The sequence below is a fragment of the Variovorax boronicumulans genome (genome assembly GCF_030812215.1).
Classification (GTDB): Bacteria; Pseudomonadota; Gammaproteobacteria; order Burkholderiales; family Burkholderiaceae_C; genus Variovorax; species Variovorax boronicumulans_C.
Genome location: NZ_JAUSSG010000004.1, coordinates 494,940 through 514,527, shown reverse-complemented (window position 1 = coordinate 514,527; position 19,588 = coordinate 494,940). Strand labels below are relative to the sequence as shown.

Genomic DNA, 19,588 nt, shown 5'->3' with positions numbered 1-19,588 from the left:
TTAGTGCGGAGCGTGCCCGCGCCGCGTCACCTTGGTGCCAGCGACAGGCTTCGGGGGCTGGTGAAGCTGCGCAGGTCGCCCGTCACCGGGTCCTGGAAAGCGACGGACTTGGCCAGCAGCTGCAGGGGCTTGTCGAAGTCGTCGGTGTTCTCGGGCAGCAGCACGGGGTAGATGGGGTCGTTCTCGATCGGCATGCCGAGCGCGAGGCAGTGCACACGCAGCTGGTGCTTGCGGCCGGTGACGGGCGAGAGCCGCAGCAGCGCGCGATCGCCCCGTACTTCCTGCACTTCGATGCGCGTCTCGGAGTTGGGCTCGCCCGGTTCTTCGCGCATGCGCATGAAGTGCTCGTCGTCGACGAGACGGCTGCGGTAGGTGTCGGGCACCGACGAGACGCCTTCCTGCCATGGCACCACCGCCTCGTAGTGCTTGGCGATGCGGCGCTCCGGAAACATCTGCTGGTAGGTGCCGCGCGTTTCGCGGCGCACCGAGAACAGCACGAGGCCGGAGGTGCTGCGGTCGATGCGGTGCAGCGGCACGAGGTCGTCGATGTTCAGCTTGCGCTTGAGCCGCACCAGCAGGCTTTCCTGCAGGTACTTGCCGGTCGGCGTGACCGGGAGGAACGGGGGCTTGTCGGCCACGACGAGCTCGTCGTCCTGGAACAGCACCTGCTCCTCGAAGGGGATGTGCACTTCGCCGTCGAGCGTGCGGTAGTAGTAGACGCGCAGCGGCGATTCGTAGCGGCGCTCGAGGGTGACGGGCATGCGGTGCTCGTCGATCACGTCGCCGGCCGCGATGCGTTCCAGCCACGCGTCGCGCGTGATCGCCGGAAAGCGCTCGATGAGGAACTCGGCGATGGTCGGCCAGGGCCCGTACGGCAGGCCGACGCAACTCGGACCGACGCCGTCGCGCGTGGGCAGCGGCGGTGTCTGGCGCGGGCGACTCACGATGCGGCTTCCTGTTGCAGCACGCGCAGCACTTCGTCGAACGATGGGCGCGAGGCGACGTCGGGTTGCATGCAGCGCTCCTTCAGCACGGACATGGCGGTGGGTTGCGCATCGCTGCAGCGCGCGAGCAGTTCTTCGAGCAGGCAGCCGAAGGCGCGAATTTCCAGGCGCTGCAAGGCAGCGGTCTGGCTTGCATCGAGCGAGCCCGTCATCCAGCCGGCGCCGAAGTCGCCGAGACGGCCGCCGCCTTGCGCATTCCACAGGATGTTGTGCGCGTAGAGATCGCCGTGGAGGATGCCGCGTGCGTGCAGGTGCTGCATGGCCGAGGCGATGTCGCCTGCGATGCGTTGGGCGACGTCGGCGGTCCACTTCGCATCGTCCGCATAGATGTCGCGTGTGCAAGAAGCGAGACTCGGTGGCCCCGCCAGCGTGCGGAAAGAGGGCGGAACCAGCGGCATCACGAGGCCCTCTGTGCCCTTGGGGTGGCTGTCGATCCGGCTCTGCGCGGCGATCAGCGTGGGGTGCGCGCCGGCCGCGATGCAGGCGGCCATTTCGCTGTGCGGCCAGCCGTCGCTGGTGACCGCGCCCTTGAAGAGCTTGACCGCGACTTGCTGCTGCGATGGCGCCAGCGTGGCCTGGTGGATCACGCCCGATGCGCCTTCGCCAAGCTTCTTGCCGAGCACAAGGTCGTGCCAATCGACATGCGGCACCGACTGCGCGGTGATGGCTGCGCCTTCGGCTTGGGTATCGAACGGGTTGCCGGCAGCCGCGAGCCACGAGAGGCGCGGCAAGGAGAGCAACCACTCGGGCAGCGCCTCGAAACGGTTGGCGGAGAGGCGCAGCAGTTCGAGCTGCTGCAGCGCAGTCATTGACTCAGGCAGCCGACTCAACCGGTTGCCCGCCAGCATCAGCTTCTGCATCCGCGTGCAATGGCCGAGCGTGTCGGGTACTTCGCTGATCTGGTTGTCCGTGAGGATCAGCCAGCGCAGCGATGCTGGCAACGCAGCGGCCGGCACGTGCGCGATGCGGTTGGCCTTGAAGCCGACCATTTCGATGCCATGGCAGCCGCCGATGGATTCGGGCAGCGTCGTGAAGCGGTTGTCGGAGCAGAACAGCACCCGCAGCTTGTGCAGACGGCCCAGGTCGTCGGGGAGCGCATCGAGCGCATTCCCGGAGAGATTCAGTGTTTCGAGCGAATCGGCAAGGTCGAAGACCTCGCGCGGGAACTCGGTGAGTCCGCACGAGAGGTCGAGCCTGGTGGCGCCTGCCAGCCGACCCGCGCGCAGCTCGGCCAGTGTGTCCATCCGCCGAGTCTAAATCCCTAGGCGACGGTGGTCCGGGGGCCGAAGCGGTAGACGCCGTCTTTGCCGAGTTCGCGCTTGACCTGGCCCGAGAACCACAGGAGGTGCAGGTGCGCCACCGTCTCGCCCATCGCGAAGGTCATCTGGTGCAGGTCGAGTTCGCGCTTGAAGAGGATCGGCAGGCCCTCGGCGGCTGTGAGCGCGCGCGCCGTGCAGGCTTCGAGCAGCTCGGCCAGCCGGTCGCGGTGATGTTCCTGCAACTGGTCGACGCGGCGATGGATGCCGGTGAACGGCTTGCCGTGCGAGGGCAGCCCCACGGTGTCGACCGGCAGCGCCTTGAACTTGTCGATGCTGTCCAGAAAGAGCCGCAGCGAGTTGGCCTCGGGCTCGCCCGCGTGCACACTCACATTGGTCGAGATGCGGGGCAGCATCATGTCGCCGCCCAGGAGCAGCTTCTGCTCGTCGCAGTACAGCGCGATGTGTTCGGGCGCATGGCCGTAGCCGCTGATGCAGCGCCAGCCGCGTCCGCCGATGGTCACGATGTCGCCGTCCATCATGCGCACGTACCGGTCGGGCACCGAAGGCACCATGTTCGCGTAGTAGTTGGTGCGCGCTCGGATCTTGGCGATGCCCACCGGGTCGGTCATGCCGTGCGAGGCGAAGAAGTCCGCCGCCGCATCGCCGCCCGCGAGCGTGTCGCCGGCGGTGCTCAGCACGCGGGCCACGTGGTAGTCGGTGGCGCTGATCCACAACGGCGCATTCCAGCGTTTGCAGAGCCAATCGGCCAGGCCGATGTGGTCGGGGTGCATGTGGGTGACGATCACGCGCAGAATCGGCAGGCCTTCGAGCTGCGTCTCGAATATCTGCTCCCATTGCTTGCGGGCCTCGTCGTGCGAGATGCAGCAGTCGACCACCGTCCAGCCGTCGACACCATCGATCGTGTCGCGCAGCAGCCAGAGGTTGATGTGATCCAGCGCAAAGGGCAGCCGCATGCGGATCCAGCGCACGCCGGGCGCGACCTCCAGGGCTTCGCCGGGCCCGGGCAGGGTGTCGCCCAGGGTGTAGTGGAGTTCGCGTTCGAGGAGGTTCATGTAAGATTGACGTTTACGTAAACGTCATGTGTAGGTGGCACCATTGTAGGGATCGCGGCAAAAACCTGCTGTCGCCCCCATAACACCCCTCCAGGCGTTTTTCGGAACGTTCTTTCATCCGCATGTCCACGCCAACCTTCACCATCAGCGAGCTCGCGAAGGAGTTCGACCTCACGACGCGGGCGATCCGCTTCTACGAGGACATGGGCCTGCTCACGCCCGAGCGTGCCGGCCTGCAGCGGGTGTACAGCGCGCGCGACCGGGCGCGGCTCACGCTCACGCTGCGCGCCAAGCGCCTGGGCTTGAGCCTCACGGAGGCCAAGGACATCCTGGACATGTACGACAGCCCGCGCGACACCGTGCCGCAGCTGCAGAAGTTTCTCGGCGTGCTGGGCGCTCACCGTGCCCAGCTCGAAGCGCAGTTGGCCGAACTGCAGGCCAACCTCGCGGAAGTGCGCGCACACGAGAAGAAGGGCCGCGCCACGTTGGCGAAAGCCAAGAAGGCGGCCAAGTCCCCCCGGGTGTCCTGACCGGCCACGACTCATCGACAATCACGATCTATGTCCGACAACAACCTCGAAGACCTGTTCGCCCACAACCGTGCCTGGTCCGCACAAATGGAACGCGACCGCCCCGGCTTCTTCACCAGCCTGGTGAAGCAGCAGACGCCGCGCTACATGTGGATCGGCTGCTCCGACAGCCGAGTACCCGCCAACCAGATCACCGGCCTGGAACCCGGCGAAGTGTTCGTGCACCGCAATGTCGCCAACATCGTGGTGCACTCTGATCTGAATGCGCTCTCGGCGATCCAATTCGCGGTGGAGCACCTGAAGGTCGAGCACATCATGGTGGTGGGCCACTACGGCTGCGCGGGCGTGAAGGCCGCGCTCAGCGGCAAGCGCATCGGCCTGGCCGACAACTGGATCCGCCACATCCAGGACGTGCGCGACCGCCACAGTGTGATGATCGAAAGCCTGCCCGAAGAAGTGCGCGTCGATGCCCTGTGCGAACTCAACGTGGCCGAGCAGGTGGTCAACGTGGCCGTGAGCACTGTCATGGTCGATGCCTGGGCGCGCGGCCAGAAGGTGCAGATCCACGGCTGGACCTTCGGCGTGCACGACGGCCTCCTGCAGGACCTGGGCCTGAGCGTCGACGGCGCCAAGCCGCTGGATACGGCGTACAAGGCCGCGGTGCAGCGCATCCGCTACAAGTGGAGCAAGCCGGCGGGCGCGGCGCTTGCATCGCCCTCCGCGCAGGCGGGCGCAGACGGCACCGAAGGCACGGCAAAGTAAACCGGCCCGGGCTCATGTTCCCGCAGCGCCTCGATTCACCGCTGGCCTACGACATCGCCAAGGCGATGATCGATGGGTTCAACCGGCACTACCGGTTGTTCCGCGCCGAATCGGCGCGCGCCAAGCACCGTTTCGAAACCGCCGACTGGCACGGCCAGCAGCGGGCGCAGCGCGAGCGCATCGAGTTCTACGACCTGCGCGTGAACGAGGCCGTGGCCCGGCTCGAGAAGGAGTTCAGGGCCGGCGACCAGCCGATGGAGGTGTGGCACCAGGTCAAGCTGCACTTCATCGGCCTCTTGGTGGACCATCACCAGCCCGAGCTGGCCGAGAGTTTCTTCAACTCGGTGACCACCAAGATCCTGCACCGCGCGTACTTCCAGAACGACTTCATCTTCGTGCGGCCCGCGATCAGCACCGAGTACATCGAGCCGCGCGGCGCGCCGACCTATCGCCCTTATTACCCCGCGCACGACACGCTCGTCGACACCATCGAGCAGATGCTCGACGACTTCGCGCTGCAGGGGAGCTATGCCAACAAGCGGCGCGATGCCGAGCGCGTGGCGCACGTCATCCTGAACCGCTTTCAGCAGGTGAAGCTGCGCGCCAACTTCCAGCTGCAGGTGCTCTCGGGCCTCTTCTTCCGGAACAAGGGCGCGTACGTGGTCGGGAAGATCATGAACGGCTTCACCGAGATTCCGTTCTCGCTCCCCATCCTGCACGACAGCACCGGCAAGTTCTACATCGATGCGGCGCTCTTCGGCGAAGACGACCTGCAGATGCTCTTCAGCTTTGCGCGCGCCTATTTCATGGTCGACATGGAAGTGCCTTCGGCCTGGGTGCAATTCTTGCGCTCGCTCATGCCGCGCAAGCCCCGCGCCGAAATCTACAACGCGCTCGGCCTCGCCAAGCAGGGCAAGACGCTCTTCTACCGCGACTTTCTCTCGCACCTGAACTATTCGAGCGACCGCTTTCGCATCGCGCCCGGCATCAAGGGCATGGTCATGCTGGTGTTCGACCTGCCGTCGTTCCCGTTCGTGTTCAAGGTCATCAAGGACTTCTATCCGCCGCAGAAGGACACCACGCGCGAGCAGATCAAGGGCAAGTACATGCTCGTGAAGCAGCACGACCGCGTGGGCCGCATGGCCGACACGCTGGAGTACAGCGACGTGGGTTTTCCGCTCGACCGCTTCGAGCCCGAGCTGATCGAGGAGATCCAGAAGTTCGCGCCCAGCCAGCTCGAGATCGGCGACCGCGACGGCAATGGGGAAATGGAAGTCGTGCTCAAGCACGTCTACATCGAGCGCCGCATGATCCCGCTGAACATCTACCTGCAGGAAGCCTTCGACACGCTGGCGCACCCGGAGAGTCCAGCGCACGCCAAGCGCGCGAAGGAGCAGCTGGAGCACGCGGTGGTCGAGTACGGCAACGCCATCAAGGACATGGTGGCGGCGAACATCTTTCCCGGCGACATGCTGTGGAAGAACTTCGGCGTCACGCGCGGCGGCAAGGTCGTGTTCTACGACTACGACGAGATCGAATACATCACCGACTGCAAGTTCCGCAAGGTTCCCGCGCCGCGCAACGAAGAAGACGAGATGAGCGGCGAGGTCTGGTACTCGGTGGGCCCGAAGGACGTGTTCCCCGAGACCTTCGAGCCCTTCCTGCTCGGCAACAAGGACGTGCGCGCCGCCTTCATGGCGCACCACGCCGACCTGCTCGACGCCGCCTTCTGGCAGCACCACAAGGAACGCATCCAGGCGGGGCAGATGCTCGATGTGTTCCCGTACGAGGAATCGCAGCGCTTCCAGCACGAGGGGCACGCGACCCATTTCTGACCGGCTGCGGCCGTGGCCGCAGTCGACCGTTTCACTTTCGCATTTGCATTCAAAGAAGGAGACCACCATGTCCGAATCCATCGTCATCGTCGGCGCCGCCCGCACCCCCATGGGTGGCTTTCAAGGCGACTTTTCTTCCCTCTCCGCGCACGACCTCGGCGGCGCTGCCATCAAGGCCGCCGTCGAACGCGCCGGCATCGCACCCGAGAGCGTGGGCGAAGTGCTGTTCGGCAACTGCCTCATGGCCGGCCAGGGCCAGGCGCCGGCGCGCCAGGCGGCCTACAAGGGCGGCCTGCCCGACAGCGCGGGCGCGGTCACGCTCAGCAAGATGTGCGGCTCGGCCATGAAGGCCGCGATGCTCGCGCACGACCTGCTGCTGGCCGGCACGCACGACGTCATCGTCGCGGGCGGCATGGAAAGCATGACCAACGCGCCTTACCTCATGCTCAAGGGCCGCGGCGGCTACCGCATGGGCCACGACAAGATCTATGACCACATGATGCTCGACGGCCTGGAAGACGCCTACCAGCCGGGCCGCTCGATGGGCACCTTCGGCGAAGACTGCGCCGCCAAGTACAACTTCACCCGCGAGCAGCAAGACGCCTTCGCCATCGCAAGCGTGCAGCGTGCCAAGGCCGCGACCGAGTCGGGTGCGTTCAAGGAAGAGATCACCCCCGTCACCGTGAAGGGCCGCGGCGGCGACACCGTGATCTCCATCGACGAAGGCCCGGGCAAGGTCAAGCTGGACAAGATCCCCACGCTCAAGCCCGCGTTCAAGAAAGAGAACGGCACCATCACCGCCGCATCGAGCTCGTCGATCAACGACGGTGCCGCTGCGCTGGTCATGATGACCGAGTCGCACGCCAAGAAGATCGGCGCCAGGCCCATCGCCCGCATCGTCGGCCACGCCACGCATGCGCAGGAGCCTGAGTGGTTCTCCACCGCTCCCGTCGGCGCGGTCACCAAGCTGTTCAAGAAGACCGGCTGGACCGTGAAGGACGTGGACCTCTGGGAAGTGAACGAAGCCTTCGCCGTGGTGCCGATGGCGCTGATGCACGAACTCGACGTGTCGCACGAGATCGTGAACGTGAACGGCGGCGCCTGCGCGCTGGGCCACCCGATCGGCGCGAGCGGTGCGCGCATCATGGTCACGCTCATTCATGCGCTGAAGGCGCGCGGCAAGAAGCGCGGCGTGGCGACGCTGTGCATCGGCGGCGGCGAAGGCACCGCCGTGGCACTCGAATTGCTATAAGCAGCACGGGCCGGCGGCGTCCGAGGGAGGGCGCGCCGGCTTTCGCCATCCGGCATTTCAACAATCAGACATCGCGTTAGAGCAGGAGTTTTTTCATGCGCCCATCCATTCACCGTACCGCCCTGGCCGCCCTGCTGGCCACCGCCTTCCTGGCGCCCGCCGCCAGCTGGGCGCAGAAGCGCGACAACGTGCTCTTCCAGGCCGCCACCGACGAGCAGCCCGCCGTCATCAAGACGCTGGAAAAGCTCGTCAACATCGAGACCGGCACGGGCGATGCCGAAGGCATTGCGGCGGCCGGCAACTACCTCGAAGGCGAGCTCAAGAACCTGGGCTTCACCGTCACGCGCAGCAAGTCGGCCGGCATCGTGGTCGGCGACAACATCGTCGGCAAGATCAAGGGCCGCGGCGGCAAGAACCTGCTGCTGATGTCGCACATGGACACCGTGTATCTGAAGGGCACGCTCGCCAAGGCGCCGTTCAAGATCGAAGGCGACAAGGCCTACGGCCCCGGCATCGCCGACGACAAGGGCGGCAACGCGGTCATCCTGCACACGTTGAAGCTCCTGAAGGACTACGGCGTGCGCGACTACGGCACCATCACCGTGCTCTTCAACACCGACGAGGAAAAAGGCTCCTTCGGCTCGCGCGACCTGATCCAGGAAGAAGCCAAGCTCGCCGACTACGTGCTCTCGTTCGAGCCCACCAGCGCGGGCGACGAGAAGCTGTCGCTCGGCACATCGGGCATTGCCTACGTGCAGGTCAACATTACCGGCAAGGCCTCGCATGCGGGCGCAGCGCCCGAGCTGGGCGTCAACGCATTGGTCGAAGCGTCGGACCTCGTGCTGCGCACGATGAGCATCGACGACAAGGCGAAGAACCTGCGCTTCAACTGGACCATCGCCAAGGCCGGCAACGTGTCGAACATCATCCCGGCCAGCGCCACGCTGAACGCCGACGTGCGCTATGCGCGCAACGAAGATTTCGAAGCCGCGATGAAGACGCTCGAAGAAAAGGCGCAGCAGAAGAAGCTGCCCGAAGCCGACGTCAAGGTGCTGGTCACGCGCGGCCGTCCGGCCTTCAATGCAGGCGAAGGCGGCAAGAAGCTGGTCGACAAGGCCGTGGCCTTCTACAAGGAAGCCGGCGGCAACCTCGGCGTGGAAGAGCGCACGGGCGGCGGCACCGATGCAGCCTATGCCGCGCTCTCGGGCAAGCCGGTGATCGAAAGCCTGGGCCTGCCGGGCTTCGGGTATCACAGCGACAAGGCCGAGTACGTGGACATCAGCGCGATTCCGCGCCGCCTGTACATGGCAGCGCGCCTGATCATGGACCTGGGCTCGGGCAAGTAAATAGTGCCCCCCGGCTTTTCACTCGCTTTGCTCGTGTAACTCCACCCCCGAGGGGGAGGCGCGGTCCGCCTTGGGGCGGTCCGGCGGCGACCGCCGATCCACAGAAAAGGAATTGCTATGTTGTTGACAGCCGACCAGGAAGCCATCCGCGACGCGGTGCGCGATTTCTCGCAAGCCGAACTCTGGCCCAACGCTCCCAAGTGGGACCGCGAACACAGCTTTCCGAAGGAGGCGCACCAGGGCCTCGCGGCGCTGGGCGCCTACGGCATCTGCGTGCCCGAGGAGCACGGCGGTGCGGGTCTCGACTACCTCACGCTCGCGCTGGTGTTGGAAGAAATCGCGGCCGGCGACGGCGGCACGAGCACCGCGATCAGCGTGACCAACTGCCCGGTCAACGCGATCCTCATGCGCTACGGCAATGCGCAGCAAAAGAAGAAATGGCTCGAACCGCTCGCGCAGGGCCGGATGCTCGGCGCCTTCTGCCTCACCGAGCCGCAGGCCGGCAGCGATGCATCGAGCCTGCGCACCACCGCGCGCAAGGACGCCGACGGCTACGTGATCGACGGCGTGAAGCAGTTCATCACCAGCGGCAAGAACGGGCAGGTCGCCATCGTCATCGCGGTGACCGACAAGGGCGCGGGCAAGCGCGGCATGAGCGCGTTCATCGTGCCCACCGATGCACCCGGCTACGCCGTGGCGCGCCTGGAAGACAAGCTCGGCCAGCACAGCAGCGACACCGCGCAGATCAACTTCGACGGCTGCCGCATTCCCGCGGAGAACCTCATCGGCGCCGAAGGCGAGGGCTACAAGATCGCGCTCGGCGCGCTCGAAGGCGGCCGCATCGGCATCGCCGCGCAGAGCGTGGGCATGGCGCGCAGCGCGTTCGACGTGGCGCTGGCCTATGCCAAGGAGCGCCAGGCCTTCGGTGGCTCGATCTTCGATCAGCAGGCCGTGGGCTTTCGCCTTGCCGAATGCGCGACGCAACTCGAAGCCGCGCGCCAGCTCATCTGGCATGCCGCGAGCCTGCGCGATGCGAGCCTGCCGTGCCTGAAGGAGGCGGCGATGGCCAAGCTCTTCGCAAGCGAGATGGCCGAGCGCGTGTGCAGCGCCGCGATCCAGACGCTCGGCGGTTATGGCTACGTGAACGACTTTCCGCTCGAGCGCATCTATCGCGACGTGCGCGTGTGCCAGATCTACGAAGGCACGTCGGACATTCAGAAGCTCCTGATCCAGCGCGCGCTGGCTTGATGAAGTCCCGCCCGGCGACAGGGTGACGGTCGCCGACCGTCACCCCTCATGTAAAGTTTCCGCCGACCAACAAAGGGGAGACTCGCATGACTCAGGCATTCGCGGCCACGCTGCATCGTCGTCCGCGCTTCTCGATCGGCGCGGCGGCCGCAGCAGTGGCAACCAGCCTGGCATTCGGTGGATTCAATGCGCCTGCGAATGCCGAAGTACTCGTTGCCACCAAGCCCGCCGCGGCCTGGCCGGCGCCGCCTTCCGCGCTGTATCCGGAGCTGTTCGCCGCGGTGCAGTTGGGGCAGGTCTTCAAGGACGGTAAGACTTTCGTCGATGCCGTACCCAAAGGTTCACCGGCCGCCGTCGCCGCGCAATACAAGCGCGAAAAGGACCGCCCCGGTTTCGATCTGCCCGGCTTCGTGCGGCAGCATTTCAATCTGCCGCAAGACAACGCCGACGTCTACGTCAGCGATCGTTCGCAGTCGCTCACGCAGCACATCGCCAGCCTCTGGCCGCACCTGACACAGCAACCGCAGAAGCCAGCGGCCGGTTCCTCGCTGCTGCCCTTGCCCGGTCCCTACGTGGTGCCGGGCGGGCGCTTTCGCGAGGTGTACTACTGGGACTCCTACTTCACCATGCTGGGCCTGCTGCAGAACGGCGAGCCGCGCTCCATACGCGACATGGTCGGCAATTTCGCGAGCCTGATCGACCGCTACGGCCACATCCCGAACGGCAATCGCAGCTACTACCTGAGCCGGTCGCAGCCGCCTTTCTATTTCAAGATGGTCGGCTTGCTGTCCACGCAGGACGAAGCCGCCGCCTACGCGCGCTACTTGCCGCAGCTGCAGCGCGAATACGCGTTCTGGATGGAGGGCGCGAAGGACCTCAAGCCCGGCACCGCGCACCGCCGCGTGGTGGCGCTGGCCGACGGCAGCGTGCTGAACCGCTACTACGACGACCGCGCCGTGCCGCGCGACGAGTCGTATGCGGAAGACGTCGCGCTGGCCAGGAAAAGCAGCCGTCCCGCCGCGGAGGTCTATCGCGATGTGCGCGCCGCCGCGGAGAGCGGATGGGACTTCAGCAGCCGCTGGTTCGCCGACGGCAAGACGCTGGCCACCATCGAGACCACCGCGGTCGTGCCCGTCGACCTGAACAGCCTGCTGTACGGCATGGAGAACGCGATCCGCCTGGGCTGCGAGCGCGTGCAGGACACCGCGTGCACCACCGATTTCACGCAACGCGCCGAACGCCGCCGTGCGGCCGTGCAGAAGTACCTGTGGAACGAAGCCGATGGTTATTACGAGGATTACCAGTGGATCAGGCAGCAGCCGACCGGCCGTCCGGGCGCCGCCACGCTGTACCCGCTGTTCGTCGGCCTTGCGGAGCCGGCGCAGGCAGCGCGCGTGGCCGATTGGACAAGCAAGCAACTGGTGAAGCCCTATGGGTTGGTGACGACGCCGATTCCTACCGACCAGCAATGGGATGCGCCCAATGGCTGGGCGCCTTTGCAATGGGTCGCGGTAGACGGTCTCCGGCGCTATGGGCAGCATGCGCTCGCGCGTGACATCGCGACGCGCTGGATGGGCAAGGTGCAACAGGTCTACGGCAGCAGCGGCAAGCTGGTCGAGAAATACAACGTGATCGACAACAGCGGCGAGGCCGGCGGCGGCGAATACGTGTTGCAGGACGGCTTTGGCTGGACCAACGGCGTGGCCATGCAGTTGATGGCGATCTATCCGGAATTGAAGCGGCCTTGACCGAACCCCGAAGACGCCCCTGGGGCCGGATTGCCGCTGCACTCGTGCTCGCGGCGCTGGCGGTGTGGGGTTTTGTCGTCGAGCCGCGCTGGGTCGCGGCGCGCGTCGAGCCGTTGGGCTCGGCCCAGTGGCAGCCGCCGGCCGGCCTCAAGGTTGCGATGGCGGGCGACTGGCACCTCACCACGCGCTCGGCATGGCGCGTCACCAGCGCGGAGCGCGCCGCGCGCATCGTCGACGAGATCAACGCGGCGCGGCCCGACGTGATCCTGCTGCCCGGCGACTTCCTCGCGGGCTCGGGCGACGACGAGGCGTTTTCCATCGAGAACATGGCCGCCGTGCTCGGCCGCTTGAAGGCGCCGCAGGGCGTGTACGCGGTGCTAGGCAACCACGACTGGTGGCACGACGGCGAACGCACGGCCAAGGCCCTGTCTGCGCAGGGCATCCGCGTGCTGGAGAACGCCTCGGTGCGCCTGCCGGGCCATGACATCTGGGTGGTCGGCATCGGCGACGACTCGACCGGCCATTCGGAGGCGGACAAGGCGCTGGCCGGCGTGCCCAAGGGTGCGGCCACGCTGGTCATGATGCACGACCCCTTCAGCTTCGCGACCATGCCGCGCACGCAGGGACTGGTGGTCGCTTCGCACACGCATGGCGGGCAGATCAGCGTGCCGGGCTACGGCGCGCTGGTGGTGCCGGGCCGCGCGCCACGCGAGTGGGCCTACGGCTGGGTCACGCACAAGGGCCATCGCATGTACGTGACGAGCGGGCTGGGCGTGAGCATCCTGCCGGTGCGGTTCAACATGCGGCCCGAGTGGGTGATGTTCCAGTAGCGCCTTCCGTCCGTGTCATCGGTTTCGATGACAGACAGGAACACGCCGGCGGCGCAGCATGGCGACCTCTTCGTCGGAGGTCTTCGCCATGTCCATTTCCAAACCCGTTTCCCTCGCCGTGGCCCTGACACGGGCGGCTCGGTGCGCATTCCGTGCGCGTTCAACGGCTGTGCGTCATTGCGTCCGAGCATGGGTCGCTATTCGCAGCAGGGCATCGCGCCGATCTCGCACACCCGCGACACCGCGGGCCCGATGGCGCAGTCGATGGCCGACGTCGCGCTGCTCGACCGCGTGATCGCGGGCGGCGCAGCGATCAAGCCTGCAGATCTCAAGCGCGTGCGGCTGGGCGTGGTGCCGGCCTTCCACGCGAACCTCGATGCCGACACACGCGCTGCCACCGATGCCGCGCGTGGCATTGGCCGCTGCACCCGAAGCCAGCAGCCCCGAGAACTTCGGCGCACTGATCCAGAACACCGACCCCGGCAGCAATGCCGGCATTCCGGGTGTGCAGTTGCCCTCGGGCCTCGGCGCGACCAGCGGGCTGCCCATCGGGTTGGAACTCGACGGACCTGCCGGCAGCGACCGCAAGCTGCTCGCCGTGGGCATGGCTGTAGAAGGCGTGCTGGGACGCCTGCCCGCACCCAAGGCTAAGTAGGACGAGGGCGGCCCGGCCTTTCAGCGCGTGGCGAGCCCGGCCAGCGCCGACCGGCGCTCGATGCCGAGCTTGTCGAAGATGCGCCGCAGGTAGGTGCGCACCGTCGGCAAGGGTGGATGTCCCGGTGCGGTCACGGGGAGCGCGCAGAATCGCGGGCTGCACGCCCATGTCTTCGAGTCCGCCTCCTTTCCCTTCGCCTTCGCCCGAGACGCCCCTGTCCGCCTCCCTTTGGCAGCGGCTGCGCGGCTACTGGGTCGAGGCACCCAATCCCAACCCGTTGGTCGACCAGAGCCTCGCGCGCGCCTACATCGTCGACACGCGCGACACGCCGCTTTCGGCGGCCATGACCGCCGCGGTGTTCTGGGGCCTGTTCCTCGTGCTGACCGGCGACCGCGGCACGCTGGTGTGGGCCGTGCTGGTGCATGCGATGCAATGGAACATGCACCGCCACCTGCACCGCGTGGACCCGCAGGCGATCGATGCCGCCTCGGCCGCCCGCACGCGCCGCCGGCTCGAGTTGCGCATGCTGTTCCCGGGGCTGGTGTGGGCGCTGGCGCCGTGGCTCTTCTTTCCGCACGGCGACCTTGCGTACATCCTCCTGATGTATTTCTTCGTGAGCGGCACCACCGGCGTGATCATCGCCGCGCTCGCGCAGTGGTGGCTCGCCGCGATGTGCTTCGGCGTGCCGGTGTTCCTGAGCCTGGCGCTGCGGCTGGTGCTGGAGCCGGGCAGCGTGCCGGTGATCATGGGGTGCCTGGCGGTGTCGCAGCTGCTGGCCTCGCTGCACTACGCGCGCAAGCAGAACCGGCTGATCGTGCGCTCCATCGAGAACGGCTTCGAGAACGCGCGCCTGGCCGAGGCCCTGTCGAGCCAGCTCGACCATGTGGCGCGGATGGCCGCGCAGCGCGCACGCATCTTCGCGGCCGCCAACCACGACCTGCGCCAGCCGATGCATGCGCTGGCGATTTTTGTAGATGCACTCGACACGCGCAGCGCGCCCAGTGCGGACAACCTGCGCTTCATGCGCGACAGCGTCGATGCGCTGCGCGGTTCCATCGACGCGCTGCTGGACATCGCGCAGCTCGATGGCGGCGTGGCGCCGGTGCGGCTGGAGCCCCTGCGTCTGGATGCATTGTTCCAGTCGCTCGACGGGCGTTTTGCGGCGCTGGCCGACGCCAAGGGCCTGGCGCTGCGCATCCGCCCGACCGAGGCGGTGGTGCGGGCCGATGCGCGCATGCTCGCACGCGTGCTGGGCAACCTGGTCGACAACGCCATCAAGTACACGCCCGAAGGCACGGTCTTCGTGCTCGCGCGGCGGGTTCAGCGCCCGGCGAACGGCGTGCCCGCCTGGCGCATCGAGGTGCGCGATTCGGGCGTGGGCATCGAGGCGCATCACCGGGAGCATGTGTTCGAGGAGTTCTTCCAGGTCGACAACCCGGGCCGCGATCGCAGCCGCGGCCTCGGGCTGGGCCTGTCGCTGGTGGCTGGCATGGCGCAGGTGATGGGCTCGCGCATCGAAGTGCGCTCCGCACCGGCGCGCGGCAGCACCTTTTCGCTGGTGCTGGAAGAGGCATCCGCGCCGCAGGCGGCGCCGGAGACCGAGGAGTTGGCCGGGCCCGCCGGGTCGGGTTCCGACCCGACGACCTCCGCGATCCGCATCCTGGTGCTCGACGACGAGCAGCCGGTGCGCGAGGCGATGCGATCGCTGCTCGCCGGCTGGGGCCACGAGGTGGCGCTGGCCGCCAATCCGCGCGAGGCACTGCAGCACGGCGGGGTGTTCGACCTGATGTTGAGCGACCTGCGGCTGGGCAGCGGCCTCTCGGGGCTGGCGGCCGCACAGGCGCTGCAGGCGGTCGGCAAGGCGCGCAACGTGGTCATCCTGACGGGTGAAACTGCGCATGCCAACCGGGTGGAAGTCGAGCGCGCGGGCTATGCGCTCATCTACAAGCCGGCCGATGCGCGGGCGCTGCAGGGCGCGATCGCTGCGAGCCGGTCTGGATAGCTCCGGGGTTGCCCCATCGGAGGGTTCGCCGCAAGGTGTTCCAATAGCGGTCTTCATGAGCGCCATCGATCCCACCACCGGACCTTGCCCCTGCGGCCGCACCGACCGCCGCGACAAGCCCATCGGCTACGCCCTGTGCTGTGGCCGCTATCTCGACGATTTCGAGAACACGCCCGCCCCCGACGCCGAATCGCTGATGCGCTCGCGCTATTCGGCCTTCGTGCTGCAGCGCGCCGAGTACCTGCTGGCCACCTGGCATGTGTCGAAGCGGCCCGCATCGATCGAGTTCGAGCCGGGCGTCAAATGGCTCGGGCTCGACATTCGCTCGCGCTCGGTGCTCGATGCGGACCATGCCGAGGTCGAGTTCGTCGCGCGCCAGCGCAGCAGCACGGGCACCGCGGCCCGCCTGCACGAGCGCAGCCGTTTCGTCCGCGAAGACGACCGCTGGTACTACCTCGACGGGGATCTGCAACAGCCCCTGGCTTGACAGGTGGGTTGACGCGCCGGGCCGGGGCTCGCACAATCGGCCCCGCTCCGGGGTGCACACACGTGGTGTGCTGAGATGGCAAAGCTGCCGACCCGCGAACTTGATCCGGGTCATACCGGCGTAAGAAGAGCTGCACTCCCTGACCGAGGTCCCGTCACCCACCTTCCGTGACGGCCCCAAGTCCACCGAGCGATTGCGGAGCACCCTTTCCCTCAACAAGGAGTGCCCCGCATGAATGCCCCCGACAAGTTCACCTCTTTGCTCTCGCTCACGCGCGAGCCCTTTCCCGCATCGCACAAGTGCCTGATCCCGGGCAGCCGGCCCGATCTGAACGTGCCGGTGCGCGACGTGCTGCTGACCAACGGCGAGACCGTCTCGCTCTACGACACCTCGGGTCCGTACACCGATGCCAAGGTCGACATCGACGTGCGCCGCGGCCTGCCCGGCGTGCGCGACGCGTGGATCGCCGAGCGCAACGACACCGAAAGCTATGAAGGCCGCTCGCACCAGGCGCTCGACGAGGGCCTGAAGCACGCGCACGACCACGACGCCCAGCGCCTGGCCGAACTGCGCGCCGGCGCCTCGGCGCTGCAACGCACGCCGCGCCGCGCGAAGTCGGGTGCCAACGTCACGCAGATGCACTACGCGCGCCGCGGCATCGTCACACCCGAGATGGAGTACGTGGCGCTGCGCGAGAACGGCAAGCGCGAATGGATGGCCGAATACCTCGCCAACGAGGAGCGCGCCAAGCGCGTGGCCGGCAACCCGATGGGCGCGAGCATTCCGCGCATCATCACGCCCGAGTTCGTGCGCGACGAAGTGGCGCGTGGTCGCGCGATCATCCCCGCCAACATCAATCATCCTGAAGTCGAGCCGATGGCCATCGGCCGCAACTTCAAGGTGAAGATCAACGCCAACATCGGCAACTCGGCCGTCACCTCCAGCATCGAGGAAGAGGTCGAGAAGCTGGTGTGGGCAATCCGCTGGGGCGCCGACAACGTGATGGACCTGTCCACCGGCAAGAACATCCACACCACGCGGGACTGGATCGTGCGCAACTCGCCGGTGCCGATCGGTACGGTGCCGATCTATCAGGCGCTGGAGAAGGTGGGTGGGGTGGCCGAGGACCTGACCTGGGAGATCTTCCGCGACACGCTGATCGAGCAGGCCGAGCAGGGCATCGACTACTTCACCATCCATGCGGGCGTGCGGCTGCCGTTCATCCACCTCACGGCGGACCGCATGACGGGCATCGTCTCGCGCGGCGGCTCGATCATGGCCAAGTGGTGCATCGCGCACCACAAGGAGAGCTTTCTGTACGAGCGCTTCGAGGACATCTGCGACATCATGAAGGCGTACGACGTGAGCTTCTCGCTGGGCGATGGCCTGCGTCCGGGCTCGGGCGCCGATGCCAACGACGAGGCGCAGTTCGCCGAGCTTCGCACGCTGGGCGAGCTCACGCAGATCGCGTGGAAACACGATGTGCAGACCATGATCGAGGGCCCGGGCCATGTGCCGATGCACATGATCCAGGCCAACATGGACGAGCAGCTCAAGCACTGCCACGAAGCGCCGTTCTATACGCTCGGGCCGCTGACCATCGACATCGCACCGGGCTACGACCACATCTCCAGCGCCATCGGCGCCGCGATGATCGGCTGGGCCGGCACCGCGATGCTGTGCTACGTGACGCCCAAGGAACACCTGGGCCTGCCCGACCGCGACGACGTGAAGCAGGGGATCATTGCTTACAAGATCGCCGCACATGCGGCCGACGTTGCCAAGGGCCACCCGGGCGCGCGCTCGCGGGACGATGCACTCAGCAAGGCGCGCTTCGAGTTTCGTTGGCAGGACCAGTTCAACCTCGGTCTCGATCCCGATACCGCGCGCGAATTCCATGACGAGACGCTGCCCAAGGACTCGAGCAAGGTGGCGCACTTCTGCTCGATGTGCGGGCCGAAGTTCTGCTCGATGAAGATCACGCAGGAAGTGCGGGAGTACGCGGCGAAGAAGGGGGTTGCTGAGGCCGAAGCCATGGCTGAAGGGATGGAGGAGAAGTCGAAGGAGTTCATGGCGGGTGGCGGGGAGATCTACATACCTATTCGGGCTGTGTCTTAAGGTTTGTTTTCCGAGGCCGGGTCTCGCCCCGGCGGGCGACTCACTTTCTTTTGCTTCGCCAAAAGAAAGTAAGCAAAGAAAAGGCGACCCCGCTGTCTGCGACCCCTTCGCGTTGCTACGGGGCAACCTGCGGTGCTCGCGTTTCGCGGGGTCTCGCAGAACTCGCTTCGCTCAAACAGCTGCGAGCCCTGATCCGCGAAACGCTGCGCTCCTCGGCGCAGCCAGAGGGGAGGGGAAACCAAACGGGCCTTTGCTTCGCTCGGCCCGAAGGGCGGACACGCGGGGCGTGTCCGCCTTGAATTGGCTGTGGTGACCCGCCGGATGCAATTGGGTGTGCTGTTCCGGGCCGAGCAAAGCGACGGCCCGTGATGTCTTGAACGCCGAGCGCAGCGATGGCGCGTCGGTCTCCAAGCCCTTCTGTATGCGCCGAGGAGCGGAGCGTTTCGCGGATCAGGGCTCGCCCTTGTTTGAGCGAAGCGAGTTTGGGCGAGACCCCGCGGAACGTGAGCACCGCAGGTTGCCCGCAGCGAAGCGGAGGGACGCAGACAGCAGGGTCGCCTTTTCTTTGCTTACGTTCTTTTGGCGAAGCAAAAGAAAGTAAGTCGGCCGCCGGGCCGAGACCCGGCCTCGGGAAAAAGAACCCCCCAATTGCTACCATCGTCCCAAGCCATCAGACGAAGAACCCCTCAATGACCCCATTCCCCTTCGCCGCAGTCCTCTTCGACTGCGACGGCGTCCTAGTCGACTCCGAACCCATCACCAACCGCGTGCTCGCCGAAATGCTTGGCGAGCTCGGCTGGCACATCACCACCGAGGAATCGATGAACACCTTCACCGGCAAGGCAGTGAAGGACGAAGCCGCGTTGATCGAATCGAAGACCGGTTTCGCCATCACCCCCGAGTGGCTGAAGACCTTCAGGGCCCGCCGCAACGAAGCACTCGAACGCGACCTCACCGCGATCCCCGGCGCCCCCGCGGCCATCCGCCAGATCCACGCAATGCTCAAGGGGCGCATCGCCTGCGCTTCGGGCGCGGACCGCCACAAGGTCGAGCTGCAACTGGCCAAGGTCGGCCTGCTCGACTGCTTCGAAGGGCGCATCTTCAGCGGCCACGAAATGCCGCGCTCCAAGCCTCACCCCGATGTCTACCTCGCCGCGGCAGAAGCGCTGGGCGTCGACCCCAAACGCTGCGCCGTCGTCGAGGACACGGTCACCGGCGCGATGGCCGGCGTGGCCGCGGGCGCGACGGTGTTCGGCTACAGCACGGGCGAATCGGGCCACAGCGGCCCGGGGCCGTTGCTGAGCGTGGGTGCGGTGCGGGTGTTCAGCGACATGGCCGAATTGCCGGCGCTGTTATCGGGCTTTGGCCTGCAGGCGGCCTGAGTTTCTGGTGGAATGGTCGCCGCCGTTTCCTCTCCCGTTTTCCCTCCATTCGCAGGA

At 66.6% G+C, this 19,588-nt stretch carries 16 protein-coding genes, 1 pseudogene and 1 riboswitch; of the genes and pseudogenes, 14 read left to right on the top strand and 3 right to left on the bottom strand.

Annotated elements, in window-relative coordinates:
• Positions 1-26 precede the first annotated feature (26 nt).
• The 3 genes from J2W23_RS14380 to J2W23_RS14370 are packed head-to-tail and all read right to left on the bottom strand — an operon-like array spanning position 27 to position 3,336.
• Complete coding sequence (locus J2W23_RS14380) at positions 27-944, bottom strand: pseudouridine synthase (RefSeq protein ID WP_307649206.1); 918 nt, start codon at positions 942-944, stop codon at positions 27-29.
• The gene (locus J2W23_RS14375) at positions 941-2,248 is read right to left on the bottom strand and encodes a leucine-rich repeat-containing protein kinase family protein (RefSeq protein ID WP_307649205.1); all 1,308 of its coding nucleotides are present in this window, start codon (positions 2,246-2,248) and stop codon (positions 941-943) included. The genes J2W23_RS14380 and J2W23_RS14375 overlap by 4 nt, the downstream gene beginning before the upstream one ends.
• A gap of 17 nt (positions 2,249-2,265) precedes the next feature.
• The gene (locus J2W23_RS14370) at positions 2,266-3,336 is read right to left on the bottom strand and encodes an MBL fold metallo-hydrolase (RefSeq protein ID WP_176661581.1); all 1,071 of its coding nucleotides are present in this window, start codon (positions 3,334-3,336) and stop codon (positions 2,266-2,268) included.
• Between the two features lie 122 nt (positions 3,337-3,458).
• Between J2W23_RS14370 and J2W23_RS14365 the strand changes: the two genes are divergently transcribed.
• From J2W23_RS14365 to J2W23_RS14300, 14 genes and pseudogenes are all read left to right on the top strand, one after another.
• Positions 3,459-3,866, top strand: coding sequence for a MerR family transcriptional regulator (locus tag J2W23_RS14365; RefSeq protein WP_176661582.1), 408 nt, complete (start codon positions 3,459-3,461; stop codon positions 3,864-3,866).
• Positions 3,867-3,896: 30 nt separating this feature from the next.
• Positions 3,897-4,628 (top strand): carbonate dehydratase, encoded by a 732-nt coding sequence (can, locus tag J2W23_RS14360; RefSeq protein WP_176661583.1) that lies wholly within the window; start codon positions 3,897-3,899, stop codon positions 4,626-4,628.
• 14 nt (positions 4,629-4,642) lie between these two features.
• Entirely contained in the window at positions 4,643-6,463 is a 1,821-nt protein-coding gene (aceK, locus tag J2W23_RS14355; protein WP_307649203.1) for a bifunctional isocitrate dehydrogenase kinase/phosphatase, read from the top strand.
• Between the two features lie 67 nt (positions 6,464-6,530).
• Positions 6,531-7,715 carry an acetyl-CoA C-acyltransferase gene (locus tag J2W23_RS14350; protein ID WP_307649202.1) on the top strand — a complete coding sequence of 395 codons (1,185 nt, stop codon included), beginning with the start codon at positions 6,531-6,533 and terminating at the stop codon, positions 7,713-7,715.
• 95 nt (positions 7,716-7,810) lie between these two features.
• Positions 7,811-9,061 (top strand): M20 family metallopeptidase, encoded by a 1,251-nt coding sequence (locus tag J2W23_RS14345; RefSeq protein ID WP_176661586.1) that lies wholly within the window; start codon positions 7,811-7,813, stop codon positions 9,059-9,061.
• A 117-nt stretch (positions 9,062-9,178) separates the two neighbouring features.
• Positions 9,179-10,309, top strand: coding sequence for an acyl-CoA dehydrogenase family protein (locus tag J2W23_RS14340; RefSeq protein ID WP_307649201.1), 1,131 nt, complete (start codon positions 9,179-9,181; stop codon positions 10,307-10,309).
• A gap of 86 nt (positions 10,310-10,395) precedes the next feature.
• A complete protein-coding gene (gene treF, locus J2W23_RS14335; protein WP_307649200.1) occupies positions 10,396-12,057 on the top strand; it encodes an alpha,alpha-trehalase TreF in 1,662 nt (553 codons plus the stop codon).
• The gene (locus tag J2W23_RS14330) at positions 12,054-12,887 is read left to right on the top strand and encodes a metallophosphoesterase (RefSeq protein ID WP_307649199.1); all 834 of its coding nucleotides are present in this window, start codon (positions 12,054-12,056) and stop codon (positions 12,885-12,887) included. Before treF ends, J2W23_RS14330 begins: the two co-directional genes overlap by 4 nt.
• Positions 12,888-12,914: 27 nt before the next feature.
• A pseudogene (locus tag J2W23_RS14325) lies at positions 12,915-13,154 on the top strand (amidase family protein); the annotation flags it as partial.
• A 109-nt stretch (positions 13,155-13,263) separates the two neighbouring features.
• Positions 13,264-13,542 (top strand): hypothetical protein, encoded by a 279-nt coding sequence (locus J2W23_RS14320; protein ID WP_307649239.1) that lies wholly within the window; start codon positions 13,264-13,266, stop codon positions 13,540-13,542.
• Between the two features lie 166 nt (positions 13,543-13,708).
• Positions 13,709-15,544, top strand: a complete 1,836-nt coding sequence (locus J2W23_RS14315) for an ATP-binding response regulator (protein ID WP_307649198.1) — start codon at positions 13,709-13,711, stop codon at positions 15,542-15,544.
• Positions 15,545-15,599: 55 nt separating this feature from the next.
• A complete protein-coding gene (locus J2W23_RS14310; protein ID WP_176661591.1) occupies positions 15,600-16,031 on the top strand; it encodes a YchJ family protein in 432 nt (143 codons plus the stop codon).
• A gap of 38 nt (positions 16,032-16,069) precedes the next feature.
• A riboswitch (TPP riboswitch) is annotated at positions 16,070-16,175 on the top strand.
• Positions 16,176-16,262: 87 nt separating this feature from the next.
• Positions 16,263-18,149 carry a phosphomethylpyrimidine synthase ThiC gene (gene thiC / locus J2W23_RS14305; protein ID WP_307649197.1) on the top strand — a complete coding sequence of 629 codons (1,887 nt, stop codon included), beginning with the start codon at positions 16,263-16,265 and terminating at the stop codon, positions 18,147-18,149.
• A 689-nt stretch (positions 18,150-18,838) separates the two neighbouring features.
• Entirely contained in the window at positions 18,839-19,531 is a 693-nt protein-coding gene (locus J2W23_RS14300; protein WP_307649196.1) for an HAD family hydrolase, read from the top strand.
• Positions 19,532-19,588: the final 57 nt, after the last annotated feature.